Origin of the sequence: Streptococcus mitis ATCC 6249, assembly GCF_000146585.1 — a bacterium.
Lineage (GTDB): Bacteria > Bacillota > Bacilli > Lactobacillales > Streptococcaceae > Streptococcus > Streptococcus mitis_AZ.
The window spans coordinates 1,521,397-1,542,485 of sequence record NZ_GL397179.1; the positions used below are offsets into that span (position 1 = coordinate 1,521,397).

At 41.7% G+C, this 21,089-nt stretch carries 11 protein-coding genes and 1 CRISPR repeat array; of the genes, 1 reads left to right on the forward strand and 10 read right to left on the reverse strand.

Features of this window, described 5'->3' with window-relative positions; genetic code table 11:
- Nucleotides 1–221: 221 nt before the first annotated feature.
- The 4 genes from HMPREF8571_RS09075 to HMPREF8571_RS09090 form a co-directional block, all read right to left on the reverse strand.
- The gene (locus HMPREF8571_RS09075; protein WP_000531728.1) at nt 222–833 is read right to left on the reverse strand and encodes a CadD family cadmium resistance transporter; all 612 of its coding nucleotides are present in this window, start codon (nt 831–833) and stop codon (nt 222–224) included.
- Between the two features lie 297 nt (nt 834–1,130).
- Nucleotides 1,131–1,620: a CRISPR direct-repeat array (repeat unit 35 nt; unit sequence AGTTTTTGTAGTCTCCAAAATTATGACCGATAAAA).
- A 251-nt stretch (nt 1,621–1,871) separates the two neighbouring features.
- The gene (gene rpsO, locus HMPREF8571_RS09080; protein WP_001018251.1) at nt 1,872–2,141 is read right to left on the reverse strand and encodes a 30S ribosomal protein S15; all 270 of its coding nucleotides are present in this window, start codon (nt 2,139–2,141) and stop codon (nt 1,872–1,874) included.
- Between the two features lie 144 nt (nt 2,142–2,285).
- The gene (locus tag HMPREF8571_RS09085) at nt 2,286–4,991 is read right to left on the reverse strand and encodes an FtsX-like permease family protein (RefSeq protein ID WP_176601558.1); all 2,706 of its coding nucleotides are present in this window, start codon (nt 4,989–4,991) and stop codon (nt 2,286–2,288) included.
- On the reverse strand, nt 4,987–5,688 hold the full coding sequence (locus HMPREF8571_RS09090; RefSeq protein WP_000323381.1) for an ABC transporter ATP-binding protein: 702 nt from the start codon (nt 5,686–5,688) through the stop codon (nt 4,987–4,989). The genes HMPREF8571_RS09085 and HMPREF8571_RS09090 overlap by 5 nt, the downstream gene beginning before the upstream one ends.
- A 141-nt stretch (nt 5,689–5,829) precedes the next feature.
- Between HMPREF8571_RS09090 and HMPREF8571_RS09095 the strand changes: the two genes are divergently transcribed.
- A complete protein-coding gene (locus HMPREF8571_RS09095; protein WP_000250303.1) occupies nt 5,830–6,402 on the forward strand; it encodes a TetR/AcrR family transcriptional regulator in 573 nt (190 codons plus the stop codon).
- 124 nt (nt 6,403–6,526) lie between these two features.
- Here HMPREF8571_RS09095 and HMPREF8571_RS09100 read toward each other — a convergent pair whose 3' ends face one another.
- The 6 genes from HMPREF8571_RS09100 to HMPREF8571_RS09120 all read right to left on the reverse strand — a co-directional run bounded on the left by HMPREF8571_RS09100 (nt 6,527) and on the right by HMPREF8571_RS09120 (nt 20,920).
- The gene (locus tag HMPREF8571_RS09100; RefSeq protein ID WP_000240125.1) at nt 6,527–7,219 is read right to left on the reverse strand and encodes a phosphoglycerate mutase; all 693 of its coding nucleotides are present in this window, start codon (nt 7,217–7,219) and stop codon (nt 6,527–6,529) included.
- 163 nt (nt 7,220–7,382) lie between these two features.
- Nucleotides 7,383–7,547 (reverse strand): hypothetical protein, encoded by a 165-nt coding sequence (locus tag HMPREF8571_RS11415; protein ID WP_176601553.1) that lies wholly within the window; start codon nt 7,545–7,547, stop codon nt 7,383–7,385.
- Complete coding sequence (locus tag HMPREF8571_RS09105; protein WP_000439019.1) at nt 7,534–7,914, reverse strand: hypothetical protein; 381 nt, start codon at nt 7,912–7,914, stop codon at nt 7,534–7,536. Before HMPREF8571_RS09105 ends, HMPREF8571_RS11415 begins: the two co-directional genes overlap by 14 nt.
- A gap of 151 nt (nt 7,915–8,065) precedes the next feature.
- Entirely contained in the window at nt 8,066–13,633 is a 5,568-nt protein-coding gene (locus HMPREF8571_RS09110; RefSeq protein ID WP_000718004.1) for a ZmpA/ZmpB/ZmpC family metallo-endopeptidase, read from the reverse strand.
- A 232-nt stretch (nt 13,634–13,865) separates the two neighbouring features.
- The gene (locus HMPREF8571_RS09115; protein ID WP_000856382.1) at nt 13,866–14,246 is read right to left on the reverse strand and encodes a hypothetical protein; all 381 of its coding nucleotides are present in this window, start codon (nt 14,244–14,246) and stop codon (nt 13,866–13,868) included.
- A gap of 248 nt (nt 14,247–14,494) precedes the next feature.
- Nucleotides 14,495–20,920 (reverse strand): ZmpA/ZmpB/ZmpC family metallo-endopeptidase, encoded by a 6,426-nt coding sequence (locus HMPREF8571_RS09120; RefSeq protein WP_000831273.1) that lies wholly within the window; start codon nt 20,918–20,920, stop codon nt 14,495–14,497.
- Between the last annotated feature and the right edge of the window lie 169 nt (nt 20,921–21,089).

The window sequence follows — 21,089 nt, forward strand, 5'->3', positions numbered from 1 at the left end:
TGATAACAGAGAGCTGATTTGAACTAGAGCCAGAATCCTAGTGAAACAAAAAATCTACACGAAGGGAGATGATCTGGTTTATTTTACCTTACAGTGCTAGGAACCGTAACCAAAGATTATACTTGAGTATATCGAGGTAGGGTGACAAAAGTAAAAAAGCTCTCTGAATATCAGAGAGCTTGATTTGAGCTCGGGCTAAAATCCTAGTGAAACAAAAAAATCTACACGATCAGAAAAGTCTCTATCGTGCCATTTTCATACATGATGTATAGTCCAAGTAGAATGAATACTATGGGCACAATGATTCGCTCGTATTTTTCAATTGTCTCGAATATTAACGGAATAGAGGATAACATCCGACTAATCTCGCAAAAGATAATTATGCCGATTACAAACACAAGCAACGCCACGAGGGTCTGTGACCAATCTAACGAAGCAAAATAAGGTATATAGATACCTAAATTATCTCCGCCAGACGCAATTGTCAGCAATGTAACTGTCCAAAACAGTTGATTTGCCTTGCTTTGTTCTAATCTTTCAATAATTTCTTCCTCTTCTTCCTCACCTTCTCCAACAATTGCAAAGCGAATCCCTAAATAGATAGGGATTAAACCAAGCAATCCAACCATCCATTCTTCAGGCACGAAATTAACGACATAAGCAGCAACTAAACTCGCCCCTACAAGTAAGCCTGTTCCTAGATATTGCCCCGCATAAATATGCCATTTCTGTTTATTCTGTGATAGCTGTGCAAATAAAATAATTAAAATAATTAAATAATCGATACTGGTGGAAATATAAACACCAATAGCAGATATGATTGTCTGTCCCATAAAAACCTCCTGTATTAGTCAGTAATAAATCAGTAGATTTTAGGAGAGCACAGACACATTAATTTAGCTATCGCTAGTGGGTAATGTCGAACGTAGGAAAGCATTTTACTCCTCCTCAAAACGTAGTTACAAAGTAATTTCTAACTGGAATTCGGTGACTACTTCCATGTAAAGTATAACATACTATACTTTACTTCGTAAAGTGTGGGCTCTCCGAGGGGGCTTGCAGACAGTTACTCGGCTTGAAAAGCCGAGTAACTGCGCACCTTCATGGTGTCATTAGCTGATACCATTTGAGGTTTTTGTAGTCTCCAAAATTATGACCGATAAAACAGAACTTATCTGATGGCATTCGTCAGATGGGTTTTTGTAGTCTCCAAAATTATGACCGATAAAACCAGAAGGCCTTCAAGGTCAGGTCCAAGAAGGTTTTTGTAGTCTCCAAAATTATGACCGATAAAACATAGTCTCAGTAGTTGTTTCTGTCTCTGAAGTTTTTGTAGTCTCCAAAATTATGACCGATAAAACGAAAAATTCAGCAAAGTAGCTCAAGAACTAGTTTTTGTAGTCTCCAAAATTATGACCGATAAAATCAGCTTTCGTGACAAGCCCAACACTAGCAAGTTTTTGTAGTCTCCAAAATTATGACCGATAAAACACGCGCCACAGATTTATGAGATGATCATAAGTTTTTGTAGTCTCCAAAATTGTGACCGATAAAACCTGTTACTGTATTTCCACAAAATAAGATTAGTTTTTGTAGTCTCCAAAATTGTGACCGATAAAACCTCAATAAAAAAGCTCTCTGAAGTCAGAGAGCTGATTTGAGCTCGGGCTAAAATCCTAGTGAAAAAGATGAAACTCCTTGTGTTCATCGAACACTGTTTCCTTTCCCTATTTTCATACGGATTTTTGGAGCCCTTAGCATCATAATTCTTGCTGGATAAAACGTTTATAGACTAGGCGACGAGGCAAAGATTGTACTAATGGTACATCGAGCCGAAGCCAACGAAGTATAGAAACGTTTTAGACGCAAGATTAACGACGAAGTCCTAGAGAGTTGATCAACTCACGGTAACGGTTAACATCGTTTTTACGCAAGTATGCAAGCAAGTTACGACGGCGACCGATTTTCTTCATCAATCCACGGTAAGTAGCGTGGTCTTTTTTGTGTTGTTTGATGTGTTCGTTAAGGTGGTTGATTTCCCAAGTAAGGACAGCAACTTGAACCTCTACTGAACCTGTATCACCTTCGTGACGTGCATATTGTGCAATGATTTCATTTTTTTTCTCTTTTGAGATTGCCATGATGTTTCTCCTTTTTATTTGGCTTCATCCGAGTGACAGGTTGGCATGCCTGCAACCAAGAAGAAGTTATTTGTCTTTACGACAGTTCTTATTCTACCAAGAAGCAGAGACTTTGTCAACTGATTTACTGTTTAAAACCGTGAATTACTCTACTGATTTCAGGGATTCGAGCATATCCACTTTTCTCAAGTGGTGATTGACAAAGAGGCCCAGTAAGGCTAAGATTACAGTCACTGCGACGATTGGAAGAGCATAGACTTCCCAGCTGACTCGTGGATAAAAAAGTATGGTGGCAGGTGAAATCATTTGTATCAAAAATTGATGTAAATAGTAGCCTGCTACCAAACCGAGAACAATCCCCACAAGGGATAGCACTATGGTCTCGCGGTAGATATAGAGGGTCACTTCTTTATTGTGGAAACCGAGAACCTTGATAGTGGAAAGTTCACGGATACGTTCTGCTACATTGATATTAGTGAGATTGTAAAGAATGACAATGGCTAGTAAGACGGAAACAAGGACAAGGATTGCCATGGTTTTATTGAGAGAATTGGCTACAGATTCAAAGAGGTGGATAGCCGTTGCATTTTGGACCACCCCAGAAACAGCAGTTTTTTTCATAAAGGCCGCAGCTTCTTTCTCCGTATTGGATGGTGTTGGCTCTTTTAATTTTACTAGGTAGGTATTGTCTTTCGGACTGGTACCGTAGACTTGTTCGTATGTCGCTCGGTTGAGATAAACAAAGTGCCCAACATAGTTTTCAGAAATAGCCGCGACCTTGATTTCCTTCCCATCAAGCTCCAACTTGTCTCCAATCGTAACACCTGCTAGTTGAGCTAATTTTTGACTCACGACCGCTCCATCAGTGACCTGCAACTCTCGCCTATTTTCCTCTAATGCGATAAAAGGTTTGAAGTCTTCTCTTCTTGTGACCATTATGGTGATAGTCTGAAGTCCTGCTTTTCCTTTGAAATCTTTTTCAATGGTTTTAGAGTAAATCTTTTGATAAGCATGGATCGATTCAGCTTGCAAGGCACTTTCTAAATCTGCTTTTTCTTGCTCACTCGCACTGCTCTTTTCTGCTACAATCATCTGGTATTGCTGGATTTGTTCAAATTGGCGCTCGGAAACTCCTCCTACAGAAGACTGAATGCCAAGACCGGCAAATAAGAGAGCCATCGAACCTGCAACTCCAAAAATGGTCATCAACATCCGTTGCTTATAACGGAAAATATTTCTTGCCGTAACCTTATGAGTAAAGCTCAGACGATTCCAAATAAAGCTCAGGCGTTCCAGCAAAATCTTTGATCCCTTAACGGGAGGTTTGGGAAGCAAAAGTTGGGCTGCTTCATCGTGTAATTCCCTCCGCGCCACCAGATAAGCTGGCAAGACACTGGATACCCAACTCAAGGCTAGGGCAAGGAGGCTATAAGACCAGTAAAAAAACTCCTGGCTTTTCCCAACGACCATTCCAGCTGTTATAACATCCGAAATGACGCCTGCAAGGAGATAATGTCCAAGAAGCGTTCCTATAATGGTTCCCACAGTTCCTGCAAGAAAACCATAGAGGACAAACTTTGCAACTATATCTCGGTTCCTGTAACCCAAGGCCTTAAAAATACCTGCATTGGTGCGTTCTTCATCCACAAAGCGAGTCATCGTTGTAAAGGTCACCATTGCAGCAACCATATAAAGCACCACGGGGAAGATATTCCCAACAGAACGAATGCTTGCTGAAGCGTTACTGTACATGAGATAGCCTTGACCACCTGGCATGGTTTGGCGATTGTATACGTGGTATTTCGGCTCTGCCACTTCATCAAGGTCTTTCTGACGCTGTTCAAGCTTCTCTTTTTCCTTGGCTAGATTACTCTCTGTCTGAGCCAGTTTTTCTTTTTCTGTAGCCAATTCTTCCTTAGCTTTTATCAGCTGTCCCTCGATTTGACTCTTTTGCGGTTCTGGTAAAGCGGTCGCTTGTTCTTCTTGCGTTTTCAAGCGACTTTCAGCCTGCTCTAACTGACTCTTGCCATTTTCAAGGTTGCTTTCAGCAGTTTGGAGCTGTTCTTTGCCCTCTTCCAAGCTCTTTTGCCCATTTGATTTGATACTTGCCAATCTTTTTTGACCATTATCAGCAAGTAAGTCTTGCAACTCTTCCTGATGTTGGGCTCGTTTGGTCTTATAGTCTGATGAAAAAGTATCCAGATTTTTTAAATCATCATAGCGCACACGCGCAATACTATACACTTCTGTATCAAACCGACTGGCTACAAGCACTCCATAGCCAGCCAAACTTCCATTTCCACTACTAGCACTTCCTAAATCTTCTTTAGAAAGAATCTCACCCGACTGAACAAATCCAGTAATTGTAAAAGTTTGAGATTTTACGATGGACTTTTCTTCTTTCTTGCTAAAGGTGATTGTCTGTCCAATCTGATAGCGGTCTTTCCAGAAATCAGCTAAGGCAATTTCCCCATCAGCCTCTGGAAGTCGCCCTTCTATCACTTGGAAGGTTGAAATGCTCTCTGGTTTGGAATAAAGTCGAATTGCTTCTTCACTTTTTTCAACGGTTAGGTCTGCCATATAGCCAAACTCAACACTTGCTCCTTGAAGGGTCTTTAGTTCGTCCTGATCTTCTTTGTCCAAGCCATAATCAGCTATTACGGCCAGATCCAGGGTATTGGCTTTACGGAGATAATCCCCTGCCGTGCGTTCCATGTTTGGACTGGCTACTTTAAGACCTACTAGGGCTAAAGAACCCAGCATCATCAAGGTCAAGATAGAAACAAAGCGTCCCTTTGAAGTCGTCACTGACTGAAATAGGTCTTTCCGATATGTTTTTTTCATTCTAATACTCCAATATATCGATGTCCTGTGGATTCTCATTAATCGTCACACTCTTAACCGTTGCATCACGCATATGAATCACGCGATCTGCAATAGGGGCTAGCGCGCCATTGTGGGTCACGATAATCACCGTCGCTCCTTTTTGACGAGACATGTCTTGGAGAATTTTCAAGACTTGCTTCCCTGTCTGGTAATCCAAGGCACCTGTCGGTTCATCACAAAGGAGAATTTTAGGATTCTTGGCTACAGCGCGTGCAATGGACACTCGCTGTTGCTCCCCTCCAGAAAGCTGGGCTGGAAAGTTATTGAGGCGATGAGCCAAACCTACATCTGTCAAGACCTGCTCAGGTTCTAAGGCACCTGTCACGATTTCTGAAGCCAGTTCCACATTTTCCTTGGCTGTCAGATTGGAGACCAGATTGTAAAATTGAAAAACAAACCCCACATCATCTCGACGATAGTTTGTTCGTTGGTGGGAATTGTAGTCAGCGATATTAACACCATCAATCCAAATCTCCCCCTCATCATTGGTATCCATACCTCCTAGGAGATTGAGAATGGTTGATTTTCCAGCACCTGAAGCACCAAGGATAATGACCAACTCCCCCTTTTCAATTTCAAAATTCACATCACGATTAGCCACAATCTCCGTATCTCCAACCTGGTAACGCTTGTAGCTGTGTTTCATTTCAATATAAGCCATATCGTTTATCTCCTTTTCAAAGCTCGTTTTCTTAAATCAACAAGATGTTGATTCTAAATCACAAATATTATATAATGGACTAAGTCAAAAAGCAATAATCAAAAATCAACAAAGTGTTGATTTAATAAAAAGGAAGATAAAATGGTTCAGAAACGAAAAACTACTACTAAGGAAGACATCAAGGAAGCTTTGATTCAGTTGCTATCAGAGGAGAAATTTGAAAATATATCAATTAGTAAGCTCTGTAAACGGGCAGGAATTAATAGGGGAACTTTCTATCTACACTATGAAGACAAATATCAAATGATTGACAGTTTTAAAAGTGAAATCATTTCCCAGCTCTACATTTTTTTAGAAAAAGAAAGAGAATCGCCTAGAAAGGTTATGTCAGCAAATTTCTATATATTACGTTCGAACGAACGCCTTATCAACGCCTTGTCCCAAAGTCATTACATAGACTTTCGTGGTGCAATTCGTGAATTTCTAAGTAGCATTATTCTGAATGAAAATAAAAAAGAAACGACTCGCCATTTCTTATCAGAAAACTTCCAAATTCCTCACAAATATGCTTTGGAAATCTTCTTATCAAGTATTGAGGGGATTATTTCTCTTTGGATTGCAGGGGGAGCTCAAGAAGAACCGGAAGAAATCACGGATATAATCTTATCAACCTATAACTACGAATACTGGAGCTACGCATCAAAAGAGGATTAATTCATACAACCCACTACAGCATAAGCTCTATCCTCTCATTTTATACTTTTTCAATTAGCTAAATTGCCTTTTTTTAAACTTAGATACAAAAAAGCCTAGGAATCCTAGGCTTTCTGTTTATAGATTATTTTCCAAGGTAGTATTCAGAAACGACGTTCAATTTTTCGTCGAATTCGAATACCAATGGTGGGAAGTTAGGGATTTCCACGTCCATGATTTCGTCGTCTGACAAGCGTTTGATGTGTTTTACAAGGGCACGGATTGAGTTACCGTGAGCTCCTACGAATACGTTTTTACCATCTTTAAGTGCTGGAGCGATTTTGTCTTCCCAGAATGGAAGGGCACGTTCCAAAGTCACTTTCAAGTTTTCAGCATCTGGAATAACTGAGTCGTCAAGTGAAGCGTAACGACGGTCAGTATGTGCTGAGTATTCGTCATCACGAGGCATTGCAGGAGGCAATACATCGTATGAACGACGCCAGATGTGAACCTGCTCATCACCAAATTGTTCAGCAGCTTCAGCTTTATTTTTACCAGTCAAACCACCGTAGTGACGTTCGTTCAAGCGCCAAGATTTTTCAACTGGAACCCACAATTGGTCAGCCGCTTCAAGAGCCAAGTTTGTTGTTTTGATCGCACGTTTCAATACTGAAGTGTAAGCTTGGTCAAATTCGATACCAGCTTCTTTGATCAATTTACCAGCGTCAATCGCTTGTTGTGTTCCTTTTTCAGACAAATCAACATCAGCCCAACCAGTGAAAAGGTTAGCTTTGTTCCATTCAGACTCACCGTGGCGAGCAAAAACCAATTTTACCATTAGATGGATTCTCCTTTTATTTTTTGAGGTTTCCCTCGTTTATCTATTCTATTTTACACAATTTTTCACAAAAAAGCTAGTTAAAATCAACTAAAAAGAGAGAACAGTGTCCTCTCATCTAGTTATTATTAATTCGCGATATTCAATCAAGAAACGATTGCAATTATTTGTTATTTAAAGCATCAATTAAACGATCAGTATTCTTAGTTACATTATGTTTTCTTATAAAAAAAGCATTTTGCCAACATATTCTTTCACCAGATAATTCTTTAAATGAAAAAAACAACCCTCCAACGGATTGTTTCACTAAATTATCAGACAAGGCCATAGACTTCTTTCAAAAATTTGGCAAAAGAAACAGCTCCTTTAATGATTAGCAATCCTCCTATCCACTCGGTCGCTGAAAGAAATCCCATCACGCCACCAATGATATATAAAATAGAAGGCAACTTTCGAAGTTGTTGATCTTCTTCGAAATAGATTAGCATAAAAGTGCCTAATGCGATTACCAGAATTTTAAAAAATGTCAGGAGCAGGGAAAAGGCAACCGTGACGACCAACATCTTTGAAGGATCTTTATAGATGAGAGCCCCAGTATAGGATAGCAAAAATCGTAGGACAGGTCCCAAAAGTAAGGTCGCTCCTGCCACCATGCCCAGTCTCCAATTGAGTCGAACCAATCTATCTCTCTCCATAAAAACCTCCTTCTCTCGTAGCTATCATTCTACCATATTTGCTCCAGAAACAAAAGACCTACTCCGTCACAAACAAATCGCCTACCAGCTTTCAGACAGCCGGACATAAAAAGAGAAGATCTGCTGATCCTCCCTTTTCATTTTCTAACCCTTATTTCTTAAAAATAGAGGTTCTGAAGTCTTTTGTTTGGTCAAGATAAGCCTTAAAGATTGCTCTCTTCAACTTATGAACGGCACTGTCGATTTCTGGATCATAATTACTCCAACGTGGACCTTCAGCATCCTTGAGAACAGCTTGGTCCATGAGGGCTTGCAATTCAGTCACACTATTGATGGTCTTTGTCGCATAGCTTGGCCATGGTTTTGTCGGATCTTTAAAGGTCACCTGCTTCAAGTTCCCAAACTGATCCACACGTTCTTTATACATGGCTTTCTTGAAGGCAGCCCAAGATGAATACTTGCCTTCAAATACCTTGTCCAATACAAGTTCATCTGTCACCAATCCGCGTTCTTTACCATAGAGATTGATGGTTTTACCTTTTTGTTTGGCAGCTTCTTCGTATTGGTTTGAGATATAAGGTACCATTCCATCCTTAAAGCCTTTGGCAGCCAAAAGTTCATAAGCGATCCTACGTCCCATAAGGTCACCTGGCGTTCCTTTCTCACTGCTGAGAGCTGAATAGATTGGGGCAAAGAGTTTAATGGTATAGTAGCCATTTCGTTCATAGTCGCCAGACTGGTACTCACGAGCTGACAAGATGTTATGGTCAATCAAACTCTCAAAGCTGGTCAATTTTTGGGCCTCTTCTGCTGTCAATTCTTTGACTACGTTAGTGGCATAAACCTCATTTCCATCTGCTGGATCTTTTACATACTTGTTCTCAATTTTTCTGAGAGCCGCCATTTTCTGGTAAACATTCAGTTTCTTAACAATTGACTGCCCTTCGAGATATTCCAGCATGTAGATGAGGTCAAACATATTATGGACATAGTTCTGAAGATCTGCAGCGTTTTGGAATCTCTCTGTCGGATCCAAGACTTGCAGACGGGAGTCCTCTGTACTATCTGATTTTGAGTGTTTCAAGATGGAGTTGATGGTGAGGGTTGCGTCACTTGGTTGGTCAGGGGCTTGCAATAAGCCTTTTGCGAAGAACTCTGGTCCCAAACCACTTCTTCGACCATAGCCGCCAAGGTAGATATCCTGATCGGAATCATGGGTCATTTCATGGGTATAAGTAATGGCTCCATCCTTGTCCAGCATACGGTAAGACATATAGTAGACGCCATCCCCTGTTGCGTAGGCTCCATGCTGGTTGTGTACTACCTTATTGCCAACTGGGCCAAAGAAGTTCTTCATAGCTGGATTGGAGCTATCAAACTTAGCCTCCACTGTAGCTTTTCCAGATGTTGTATCATCGCCAAACTTATAAGCATCATAAAGGAGAATCGTACGATAGAGTTTTTCACGTCCCTCATTATCTAAAATACGATACCAATAATCGTAGTGATCACGCTGACGTTTGGCTGTTTCACGTGCATTTTCTTCTACAAAATCATTGAGAGCCTTGCCCGCTTTATGCTCGCTATTGCGGTAGCGATCATAAGCTCCAAATCCTAGACTAGATATAGTTGAGATGACAAATACTGATCTTTCTGGCAAGGTTAGGAGTGGCAAGACCATATTGCGGTATTTCCATGTGGAACTAGTGATGCGGTCATAGACACCGATAGAATACTTAGTCCCAACTTGTCCTTGCTTCGTTTTCACCTCTTCGATAGTGGATTTTTCTTCGACAATGTAAGCCTTGGTTTGTGATTTAAACCAGTCATTGTTACTTGTATTTGGTAAAAAGACTTTTCGGTAATGTTCCAGCGTGCTAAACAAATCTGTCGTTCCATGATGGCTGGCAAGACTGATACCATAAGTATCGACATTATTCTTAGCTAGAAGATTGTTAAAGCCAGATTTACCCAACTCAATCAGAGTATCTAGTGGTGAAGCATTTCCCTTACCAAAGAAGTCCAGATGGTACAGAACCAGGTCTTTGACGTTTATTTGACCATAGCTGAAGTTGTACCAACGCTCCAGATAGGTCAAGCCAAGTAGCAAGGCTTCCTTGTTGTGCTTGATTTTATCTACAAGATAGCCCTTGGTGACTGGGTTATCACCGGCAAGTCCAGCATCTGCTGACAAGAGCTTTTTCAAACTGTCTTCCAGTTGTTGTTTTGTTTTGGCGAACTGGTCTTCTAGATAGAGCTCAGTTTGCTTGACGTTTGGAGAAATACCCAGCGTCTTTCTGATGGCTTCTGAATGATAGTCAACCTTTTGTAAGTCAGGTAAGACTTGCTTGATGATAGAAGATTGGTCATACAGGAATTGGTTTGGCGTATAGAGAAGTCCAGTATTTCCTAGACTATATTCTGCTAATTTGGCAAAATCAGCCTGGTACTTGAGATCCAGTTTCTCAGATGAATGGTCCTTGTAGTGAAGCAAGAGTTTGTTTGCAGTCTCTTTGTTGGAAACAATGTCTGTGATGACTTGGTTATCCTTCATCATGACTGCTGACAAGAGTTCTTTTTGATATAAAAGGCTGTTCTCATTGACCAGATTTCCGTATTTGACGATAGTTGCCTTGTTGTAGAAAGGTAGCAATTTTTCAATATTTTTATAAGCCAAGGCGCGCTTAGCTTGATAATGGGCAACCTTAGAAAAATCACTGTCTTTTTTGCCACTTGTTGAGAGTGGCTCCACTGTTGGTAGAGCGAGAGGATTGATTGCTGCTTTCTTGCTTGCAATTTGAGAAGCATCTAGCATGGTTCCTCTTTCTTCAAAGGATTCCTTGCTGACGACCTCATCCTTAACCAAGGTGACATTGTAGACTCTGTTGGCCTTGCTGCTGAATGTGTCCTTCACCTTCATTCCGTTATAGTGGTAACCAGTGATGGCATTTCCGTTGGTTACATTAACATCGCTGAGAACATTGGTCAAACTTCCAGCATGCTTTTCTAGATTAGAAGTTCGGTCCCACAAATAGCCTGCTACTCCCGCGACTCTACCAAAGTGCTTGAAATTGTTGATATCCCCCTCAGCATAGCTATGCTGGATTTTCGCATCTCGGTCTACTAGACCTGCAAGACCACCCACAGTCTGATCTGAACTATTTGTGTTGGATGAAATGGCTACTGTCGCTTTTGACTTAGTAAGTAAAGCCTTGTCACCTGTCAAATGACCGACCAGACCACCGATATTGTAAGCAGCAGTCGTTTCATAAGTGTTGATAATTCTTCCCTTGAAACTGCTCTCTGTGATACTTGATTGCTCAGCCTTTGCCAGCAAACCACCGATACCACGTTCACCTGCTAGAACACCATCGACATGAACTTGCTGAATCTTTGTGTTATTCTGGGCTTCATATGCCAGTGCACCGATATCATCCTTTCCAGAAATGGTGACATTTTTCAGACTCAATTTTTCTACTGTGGCACTACTCAAGGTTTCAAACAGAGGCTTTTTCAAGTTATAAATAGCATACTGCTTGCCATCTTTTTGACCGATCAACTGACCAGTAAAGGTGCCTTTGATATAGGATCTTTCATCAGGACCCAACTCTACTTCGTTGGCGTTCAAGCTAGCTGCTAAATGATAGGTTCCAGAGAGATTCTGCTTGATAGCATTGACCAGGTTGCTGAAGGAAGTAAAGGTTGTCGTTTCCTCTCTAGCCTTCTTAGCTAGGTAGAAGGTGAAATTGTCAGCATATTTATTTTCTAGCTCTTGCTGGAGTTTCTCGGCCTTGGCTGTAATTTTATAAACTGACTGACCATCTTTCGTTTCAGCCGTTATTGAAGCGACTGGTAGATAGACATCTTTAAATGACGAAGATTTGACTTTGACAAAGTAAGTTTCTGTATTCTTTGGAACACTGTCTAAAGAAACATGTTGTTTGTAAGTGCCATTGATCTGACTATACAACTCCAGATCCGAAACATTTCTTAGCTCAAGCGTCTTCTCTGGATCTTTTTCTTTTGGTTTTTCTGTTGGAGTTTCCGGTTTTACTTGCTCGGTATTACCCGTATACTCTGGAAGAGGAGCAATTTGTTCGGGTTCAACAATGGCTCCAGATTGGGTGCCTTTATACTCTGGAAGGGAAGACTGGATTTCTGGTTCAACGATAGCACCAGCCTGGGTGCCCTGATACTCAGCTTGTGGAGCGACTTGCTCTGGTTCCACTATGGCACCTGATTGAGTATCTGTATATTCTGGTTTTTCGCTTGTCTCAGGGGCTACAATCGCTCCCGCTTGAGTTCCTGTATACTCTGGTGTCGGTGGCACCTGTTCAGGCTCTACGATTGCTCCAGACTGCTCGCCTGTATAGGATGGTTTCTCAGCCGTTTCTGGTTCCACCAAAGCACCAGACTGGACACCCCCAACCTCTGGCTCAACTTGTTCTGGCTCGACGATGGCACCAGCTTGAGTCCCCTGATACTCAGGTAATGGAGATACTTGCTCGGGTTCAACGACTGCTCCAGCTTGGGTGCCAGTATATTCTGGTTTTTCAGCTGTCTCTGGGGCTACAATCGCTCCCGCTTGATTCCCATTGTATTCTGGTAATGGAGCCTGAGTCTCAGGCTCTCCTTTTCTTGCAGACTGAGGTGCCTCACTCGGTACAACTGCCTTCTTAGTCCCTTTTTCTACTATACGTGGCAAGGCTTCTTCTACCTTGGTTGAGAGAACTTCTCGGGAAATTTCTTGGTTTTCAACAGTGAAAATGCGAACGACTTCAACCTTCTTCCCAGGACGACCTTCTTGTTTGACATGGATGGTCCCCTCTGCTAGTTCGGGATTTTCCTGAACCACTTCTGAAACATCTAGTTTGGTTACAATCTCTTGGTCTTTGTATAGGAGCTCTGGTTTGTTCACGCGACCTGCCAAGACTTCGTCTTGAGGATCTACACTAGAAATACCAGATGGTTTTTGATTGGATGAATCTTGAGATGGGATTGGCTTGTCAGCAGGGCTTGTTGGAGACGGAGTTTTCTGCTCATCTCCTACCTTTTGCCCACCTTCATTGGTCTGAAAACGAGGTTGAACCGTGTAGTCAAGTTTCTGATCCCTAGCAGCAGTTTCTTGCAGACTGGCGTCCTTGTCTTGCTTAATATAGCCTAGGTAGGTATAACCCGATAGGGTGCGTGGCAAAGGCAGACTATCTCCTTGGGATAATTGGTATTCCTGATTGTATTGTAGCAAAAGCTGATTTTCAATAGCCTGAACCGAAGAAGCCAAACCACTGCTCATCCCTGTTACTAAAATAAGATTCAAGAGGGCTTTCTTTTTGCCTTTCTTTTTGGATACAACAAAAATAAGGAGACCAATCGAAGCCAGGGCTCCACCAGTTAAAACACTAGTAATGCTATTCTGTCCACCTGTATTGGGCAACTGACCTAGCTGAGCTTTCTCATCCATACGGTAGACTAGATAATAGGTGCTCTCACTATCTTCAGCAATTTTAGGAATGTCCTTTACAATCAAATCTTTCTCTTGCCCACTCAACTCCGTATCCGTCACATATTTGTAGTGAACAGCTACATTTTCTTGAGCAAATACAGTTCCACTGCTCGCAATGGACACAAAAAATAGGCTTGAAATCGAAGCTGATACAAGACCAATTGCTAATTTTCGTAAGGAAAAACGATGCTGCTTCTCTCCAAAAATCTTTTTCATTCTAAATCCTCTCGCTTTTTAACCTCTATCAAGAAAATAACTAGAATTATATTTTGATATAGGTAATTTACATTCATCATTATACTATAAAAAGAGTTCCTTGTCTCAAATAAATGCTTTGATTTTACGAATTTGAAAGTTTATTTATCCTGTTAAATTTATCCCTTACTTGGTAAGAAAAAAGAAGGCTAATCGCCTTCTCTTATTTAAAAATATTCCTAACAAAAAGTCATTATTCTTGAACATCGAATTTTTTCAAAAGTCCAAAGTAGAGGGAGCCACCAATGATTGTCAAAATTCCTCCTACCCAGCCCAAGAATGGGATCAATCCAACAGCACCACCCACGATAAACAAGACAGACGGTGCAGGAGTCACACGCTCATCATCCTTGTAATAAACAATAGCTACAATTCCTAAAACCAAGATTGCAATTTTCACCAATGATAAAATAATTGAAAAAATCGTCAATACCCCAACTGTTGCATCTGAGTCCTCCGTTGCCGCAGCAGCACCGACAGCTATCATAAACATAACAACTGGAGCCAACAGCAAGACAATACCTGAAATAAGACCAAAAATCGCATTTACGCGAGCAAGTGTATTTGTTTTCATCCGAATCTCCTTAAAAATTTGTATAGCTATCATTTTATCATATTTTCATGAAAAACAAAAGAAATTTCAAAATGAGGATACTAGACGATGAATGATTTCAAATTTCTATCTAAACATGCTAAGAAGGAAATAAAAAAATCTACAGATTGGTTTGTAAATCCATTCGTTTTTAGTAGTAAGCTAGCAATTTTCATAGAAAAAGAAGATCACTTGGATCTTCTTTTTTCGTATCTATCTTTGTAAGAAGTTTATTTTTCAAAGATGGACTGTCTGAAGTCATCTGTAGCGCGAAGATAAGCGTTGAAAATACGATACTTGAGCTGGGCGACACTACTCTTAGAGCTGTCTGATAAGGCCCGATCGATGTTCTTAGCTGAAGCATCCGCTTGTACTGCTAAGTACATATAATCTTGCAATTCCTCATAAGAAGAAATCGTAATTTGTCGTTTGCTATCTAGTTTTCCGGCTTCAAACTCGATGGTGATAGGACGAAGGAAGTTTTGAGCCTTGTTGTATCGCTCATTCAACATAGCTTTCTTCAAATCCTTCCATGATTCATACTGGCTACCATAGAGATTTTTGAAAACCAGATCATCTCCAACTACACCGACATCTCCTCTGTTCCAGATTGAGTAGGTCTTATTACCTTCTTTAAGCGCTTGGCCAGAGTATTGACCAGATACATATGGGACAAATCCTTGCTGGTAACCCTTGTCTCCGAGCAATTCATAGGCTCTACGGCGGAACATAAGTCCCCCAGGTGCACCAGTTGGATTGTCCAGAGCTGCATAGAAGGAAGCAAACATATTGATGACATAGTAGCCATTTCGTCCAAAGCTAGCTGTATCCCAACCATCGCGACGACCAATGATATTATGATCAACAAGGTCTTCAACGGATTTTAGTTTAGCTGCTTCTTCGGCTGTTATTGGTACAATTCGATCATCAGCATGGGCTTTCTTACCATAAGACGTATTCTCAAATTTATAATTTTCAGCCTTACGGTACCATTTCATTTTCTGCTGATCAGTTAGGACACCAGTAACAATATCCCCTTCAACATAATCCAGAAGATTTAGCACATCAAAGACTCCATGCATGTATTCCCGCAAAGCGTCTGCTGAGGAGAATCGGGCAACAGGATCATAGGTATGGTAACGCGAGGTCGAATCTTTATCTCCCTGATAGAAGCTATTGAGAACGAGACCTTTTTCGCTAACATTGGTTACAGACTCTAACATTCCTGTAGCAAAGCTCTCAGGTCCTTCACCCTCACGACGACCATGTCCTTCAAAATAGACAGAACCATCCGAGTTGTGGGTCATTTCATGGGTATAGACCATGGTTCCAGAAGCTCCCAGCATCTGGTCATAGACGTAAAAGACTTCATAACCATTAGCAAAGGCCCCTAGTCCATTGTCTCCGTGATACTTGCCAGCAGGGCCAAAGAAATTGTACATAGCAACAGATGTCTTATCATTACGCGGAGCCCAATATTGCTGGCCTTTATCATTGTAAACAAAGAAACCGTCTGTAACGATCACCCGTCTGAATAGAGTGTCTTTCCTGTTTGGACTTAGAATGTTGTACCACATATCATAGTGGTTTCGTTGCCATTCAGCTGATTGATCCACAAGTTTTTCAACGTGTCGATGGAGTTCCTCGCCTGAGAGAACTCTGCCACCTTCTTTCCTGTAGCTTCCAAAGCTACCAAAGGCAATGGTCGACATATTGCTGATGATAAAGACATCTCTTTCAGGTAAGGTCAGAAGTTGGAGGACCATTTGCTTGAAGCCCCAATCTCCCTGAGTCAGTCTGTCGTAGACCTTGATTGTATACTTACTCTTACGATCTGCATTGTCCTGCTTAGCCTGAATTTCTGGCAGACTTGAACGAGCTTCTACGATATAAGCCTTGGTATTTTCCTTAAACCATTCACTATTGGTTTTGTGTGGCAAAAAGAGTTCACGCAGACTTTCTAAGTAAGCAAAGAGGTCCCCTTTGCCTTTTTCCTTGGCTAGAGATTGTCGGTAAGTATTGAAGTTGTTTTGTGCTCGAAGATTGCCCATTCCAGAGTTACCGAGAGCGATAATGGTATCAAGTGTCGAAGCAGCTTGATTACCAAAGAAATCAAACTTATAGGCATTAAGATCCTTGGTGTTGAACGTTCCATAGTTGACATTGTACCAACGATTGAGATAGGTCAGACCAAGCATGAAAGCCTCTTTGTTCTTCAGAATCTTTTGGCTAATCGCATCCGCTACGGCAGAACCTAGAGTGTTAATCGACTTATCAACTGAAAGTACCTTGAGGAGCTCCTGACCTAGGTCAGCTTTGATTTGTTCAAAGGCTTTTTCCAGATAAAGATCATCTAAGGAAGCTGTTTCACCAATTCCCAGTACCTTACGAACAGCAGCTGAGTCATAAGTCACAGCTTTGAGTTCATCCAAGACACTCTCTTTAATGGTCTGATAGTCCGATAGAAAGGCCTCTGGTGTATAGAGCAAATTCTTATCAGCGATGCTATATTCAGCAATCTGACCATTGGCAAAATCTCCCTTGTAGGTCAAATCAAGATAAGCAATGGTCTTATCTGCATAATGCAGCATCAGTCTATTGATTTCACCCTTATGGCTATTGACATCCGTTATCAGTGTCCCATCTTTCATCGGAACCACATCTAGCAAGGCTACTTTGTTGAGTTTATCGTCTTCAGCTATTTGGTTAGCTGTATGAACGATAAAGTCTTTGTTGTAGAATGGTAATAGTTTTTCTACATTTTCGTAGGCTTGCTTTCTGGACTCTTGGGCTCCCCTCACTCGACTATAGTCTGTTTGATGCTGGTAAGCTTGCTGCAATGGGTCCTGGTCCGTCAAGTTCGAAGTGATTCCAAAAGACTGACGTTTGGCTTGTCCATCTACCTCTGAGATAGAACGGACAAAACGCTCGTCTTTTCGATTTGCTGTAGTCCCTTCAAGAACATGTGAATCCCGAACAGAAGCCTCCGGATAGGGATCTCCTGTCATGGCATGACCATTTTGAACCTTGACACTGGTCAAGACATTTCGGACCTGTCCATTGTTCCAAGTAGACCCGATCGCTCCACCGACTTGGCCAGAATGACCAGTATTTTGGATAGAACCAGACACGTAAGAAGTTTCTAATCTAGCTCCATTCTGAATGCGACCAATCAAGCCTCCAACACGCTGGTCTCCATTTCGACCCGTTACTTGGATAGATACATCCGCCTGACTCTTCTGCGCCAGTGATTGGTTCCCGTTGAAATTACCGACCAGGCCACCAATATTGTACTCCTGCCCCCCATCTTGGGTGCTGGTGATGGACCCTTTAAAGGCAACATTGGTTAGTTTTGTGTTTTGGGCAACTCCTACGAGTCCACCGATATGCTTGTTACCAGATAGACTACCACTTACAGAAACATCCGTAATCGTTGCATTCTGAGCGTTGCTAGCCAAGGCCCCAATAGATTCCTTACCTGAAACTTTAGCAGATTTCAAGGTCAGTTGCTGGATGGTGGCATTTTTCAAGGTTGCAAAGAGTGGTTTTGCCAAGTTGTAGATGGTATAATCTTTGCCATCCACTCGACTCGTTAAGCTACCTGAAAATTCTTCTGGTACATAGCTTGTCGCAGAATGTTCTAACTGGAGTTCATCTGCTGAAACATCCGCTCCTAGTTTGAAGTTTCCAGTCGGGTTTAACTTCATGGCCTCTACGAGCGCTTTGAAGGACGTATAGACACCTTCTTGGCTAAGAGGCGTTTTCGGAAGATCAAAGGAGTAATCTGGACGATAATGGTCCCCTTCTCCCTCAACGAGCTGATCGGCTGATACTGTTACGGAGTAGGCATTGCCCTTATCTGTAATCTTAGAAACAGGCAAGAGCATATCCTTGAACTTGTCTGACTGAATGCGGACATAGTAGTTGTCCAAATCAGACGGCACTTCTGACAAGGATAGGTAACGTCGGTAGTGACTACCATCTTTACCGTACAGTTCGATGCGGTCGATGTCTTTGATTTCAACCTTCTTATAATCTAGCTGAACTAGGCGTTGATCCTCTATACTAGTTTGTTCCCCTTGACCCAGGTCATATTTCATGACAGTTTTGAGGGTATAAGGAGTATAGTAGTCCAAGTCATCAAGCGTCAATTTTTGAGTGAGGTCCACAAGGTCGACTTCCTTAATTAACGTTTCACCCTTGTATAGCTGCACTTTGGCTGATTGATAGCTAGCTGTAGCATCCGTCAAGTGATATCTAAGAGAAACTTGGCGTTTGTCTTCTTCCTTCTCGACACGGACTAGAGAGAGGGTTGGTTTTCTCTTGACACCATCCAGAGCTTGACGAGCTGCCTCGAGATCCGTCCGAACTTGATCGACCAAGGCTTGATTGGCGAAAGGATTGTCCAAAACGAGCTTGGCCTGATCTAGAGCACGGCGATAGCGGAGTTTGGCTTGTTCATCAGCATACTGGTAAGCAACTGTAGACTGAGTCACATCCTTCATCTCAAATTCAACTCCGAGAGTTTTCTTATCAACAGGTTGGCCGTCTAGGTTTTTCTTAGCAGTTTCAAGGGCCTTTTTCAAAGAATCAACCTGTTCTTGACTAGCATGAGATGCCTCAAAGAGAGCTTGGGCATTTGCGACTGCCTGTTTATAAGACTCTTGATCTGCAGTAGTATCATTGAAATACTGATGCGTTTTCTGAATGCTATCGGCCTCTTCCACTAATTGGTGTAAGGGTTCGAGGTCGAGTGTTCCTTTTTCTGGTTCCACAGGAGCGTGATCCGCATTTGTAGAAATTGGTTTTGTACCGACTTTGATAATCTGAGGAACCGCTTCTTTTGTGATAGTGTTAGAGATTTCCTCTGTATTTTCAATTTTTCCATCTACCATGTACTGACGGGTGACGATCGTACGCACTCCATCTTGACCAGCTTGGCTAACTTCCCTTTGCCCCAAAGGCAGTTCTGCACTTTCCACTTCCTTGGTTGGATAGGGTTCGGCAACTGTTGTGGTAACTTCCTTTTCTTCAACGTTTAAGCTCGGAACTTCATTTATTGGAGCGTCTGTTGGTTTCTCGCTAACAGGACCTGTTCCGACTGTTACGATCTCTGAGACTGCTGGAGTTGTCACTTCGTTAGAGATTTCCTGGCTTCTCTCTACTTTGCCATCTACCATGTACTGACGGGTAACAATCGTACGCACGCCATCTTGACCAGCTTGTGTTATCTTGGTCTGGCCAACTGGCAAACTATCACTCTCTACTCGTTCTCGAGTGTAGGGTTCTGCTACCGTCGTGGTAACATCTTTTTCTTCAACCTTTAAGCTTGGAACTTCATTTACAGGAGCGTCTGTTGGTTTGTCACTAACAGGACCTGTTCCGACTGTTACGATCTCTGAGACTGCTGGAGTTGTCACTTCGTTGGAGATTTCCTGGCTTCTCTCTACTTTGCCATCCACCATGTACTGACGGGTGACAATCGTACGCACTCCATCTTGACCAGCTTGGGTTATCTTGGTTTGGCCAACTGGCAAACTATCACTCTCTACTCGTTCTCGAGTGTAGGGTTCTGCTATCGTTGTGGTAACATCTTTTTCTTCAACGTTTAAGCTTGGAACTTCATTTATTGGAGCGTTTGTTGGTTTTTCACTAACGGACTCCCCTGTGTTTGGTTTTGTAGGAGAAAGGACCTTGCTTCCGACTTTTCTAATCTCAGAAGTCGGCTCAGTCGTTACCTGATTGGAAACCTCCTCTGTATGGATTACCTGACCATTTAAAATGTAGCTGCGGGTCACAATGGTACGACTACCATTTTTCCCTGCCTGAATCACCTCAGTTTGACCTTGTGGCAAATCAGCTGCCTCTACTTCCTCCACTTGGAAAGGAATGATCTCTGTACGACTCGTATCTTTACTATCAACCTTTAACTCTGGTTGTTCAAATACAGGAGCATCACTTGGTTTCTGAGCACGATACTCTTCCTGCGCTTGACTTCCGTTTGAAGTTTGAACTGGAGTATCAATAGGAGCCGAATGATTCAACTCTTTCTTGCCATCAACTGGAGATTTTACTGCTTTTTGAGATTTCAAATACCCTACATATTGGTAACCTTCAATCGCAAGAGGTGATTGCAATGCTTCTCCAACCTGTACAGTCAATTCCTGATTATAGTCTGCCAGCATTTGATTTGTCAAAGCCAAGGAAGTTGGCGCAATCAGCTGACTTCCTAAACTGGTCAAAAGCATAAATGAAGCTAGTTTCTTGCGATCATCTCTGCCCAGTTTAATTGCTACGACCAGTAAAACTATGCCTGCCCCCGCTGCAATTGAGCTAATGAGTTGGCTATGACCAGTTGCAGGCAACTGTCTCGTCGGACGATAAATCAAATAGTAAGTATCATCTGTTTCCTCAGCAAACTGTGGCAATTCTTTGACTACCAACTGCTTTTCTTGGTCCGTGAGTTCACTCTCTGTCACGTACTTATAGTGGATCTGTTTTGTGACGGATGTTGTCTGTTCACTAGCTGCTACACTTACAAGAGAACCTCCTCCACTAAAAAGGTAGAAAGTCCCTACCAGAGCAGAAACTAAACCAACCGAAACTTTTCTCAGTGAAAAACGCTGGTGCTTTTCTCCTAAATAACTTCTTTTCATTCCTAATCTTTCCTTCATCATGATTTGAATCCCCTCTATTCTACCGAAATTTACTAGATTATTCAATTTATTTGTCACAATTTTTAAGGAAACCAATGCTTCTAAAAGCATTTTTATCAAGCACTAAAGATTTTCATGATTATTATAAAAAATTCCAAAAATATACTTA

Bases quoted from the DNA above. Each gene is read 5' to 3' on its own strand.
- HMPREF8571_RS09075 (WP_000531728.1), bottom strand. From the start codon at position 833: ATGGGACAGACAATCATATCTGCTATTGGTGTTTATATTTCCACCAGT.
- rpsO (WP_001018251.1), bottom strand. From the start codon at position 2,141: ATGGCAATCTCAAAAGAGAAAAAAAATGAAATCATTGCACAATATGCA.
- HMPREF8571_RS09090 (WP_000323381.1), bottom strand. From the start codon at position 5,688: ATGGCTTATATTGAAATGAAACACAGCTACAAGCGTTACCAGGTTGGA.
- HMPREF8571_RS09095 (WP_000250303.1), top strand. From the start codon at position 5,830: ATGGTTCAGAAACGAAAAACTACTACTAAGGAAGACATCAAGGAAGCT.
- HMPREF8571_RS09100 (WP_000240125.1), bottom strand. From the start codon at position 7,219: ATGGTAAAATTGGTTTTTGCTCGCCACGGTGAGTCTGAATGGAACAAA.
- HMPREF8571_RS11415 (WP_176601553.1), bottom strand. From the start codon at position 7,547: ATGGCCTTGTCTGATAATTTAGTGAAACAATCCGTTGGAGGGTTGTTT.
- HMPREF8571_RS09105 (WP_000439019.1), bottom strand. From the start codon at position 7,914: ATGGAGAGAGATAGATTGGTTCGACTCAATTGGAGACTGGGCATGGTG.
- HMPREF8571_RS09110 (WP_000718004.1), bottom strand. From the start codon at position 13,633: ATGAAAAAGATTTTTGGAGAGAAGCAGCATCGTTTTTCCTTACGAAAA.
- HMPREF8571_RS09115 (WP_000856382.1), bottom strand. From the start codon at position 14,246: ATGAAAACAAATACACTTGCTCGCGTAAATGCGATTTTTGGTCTTATT.
- HMPREF8571_RS09120 (WP_000831273.1), bottom strand. From the start codon at position 20,920: ATGAAAAGAAGTTATTTAGGAGAAAAGCACCAGCGTTTTTCACTGAGA.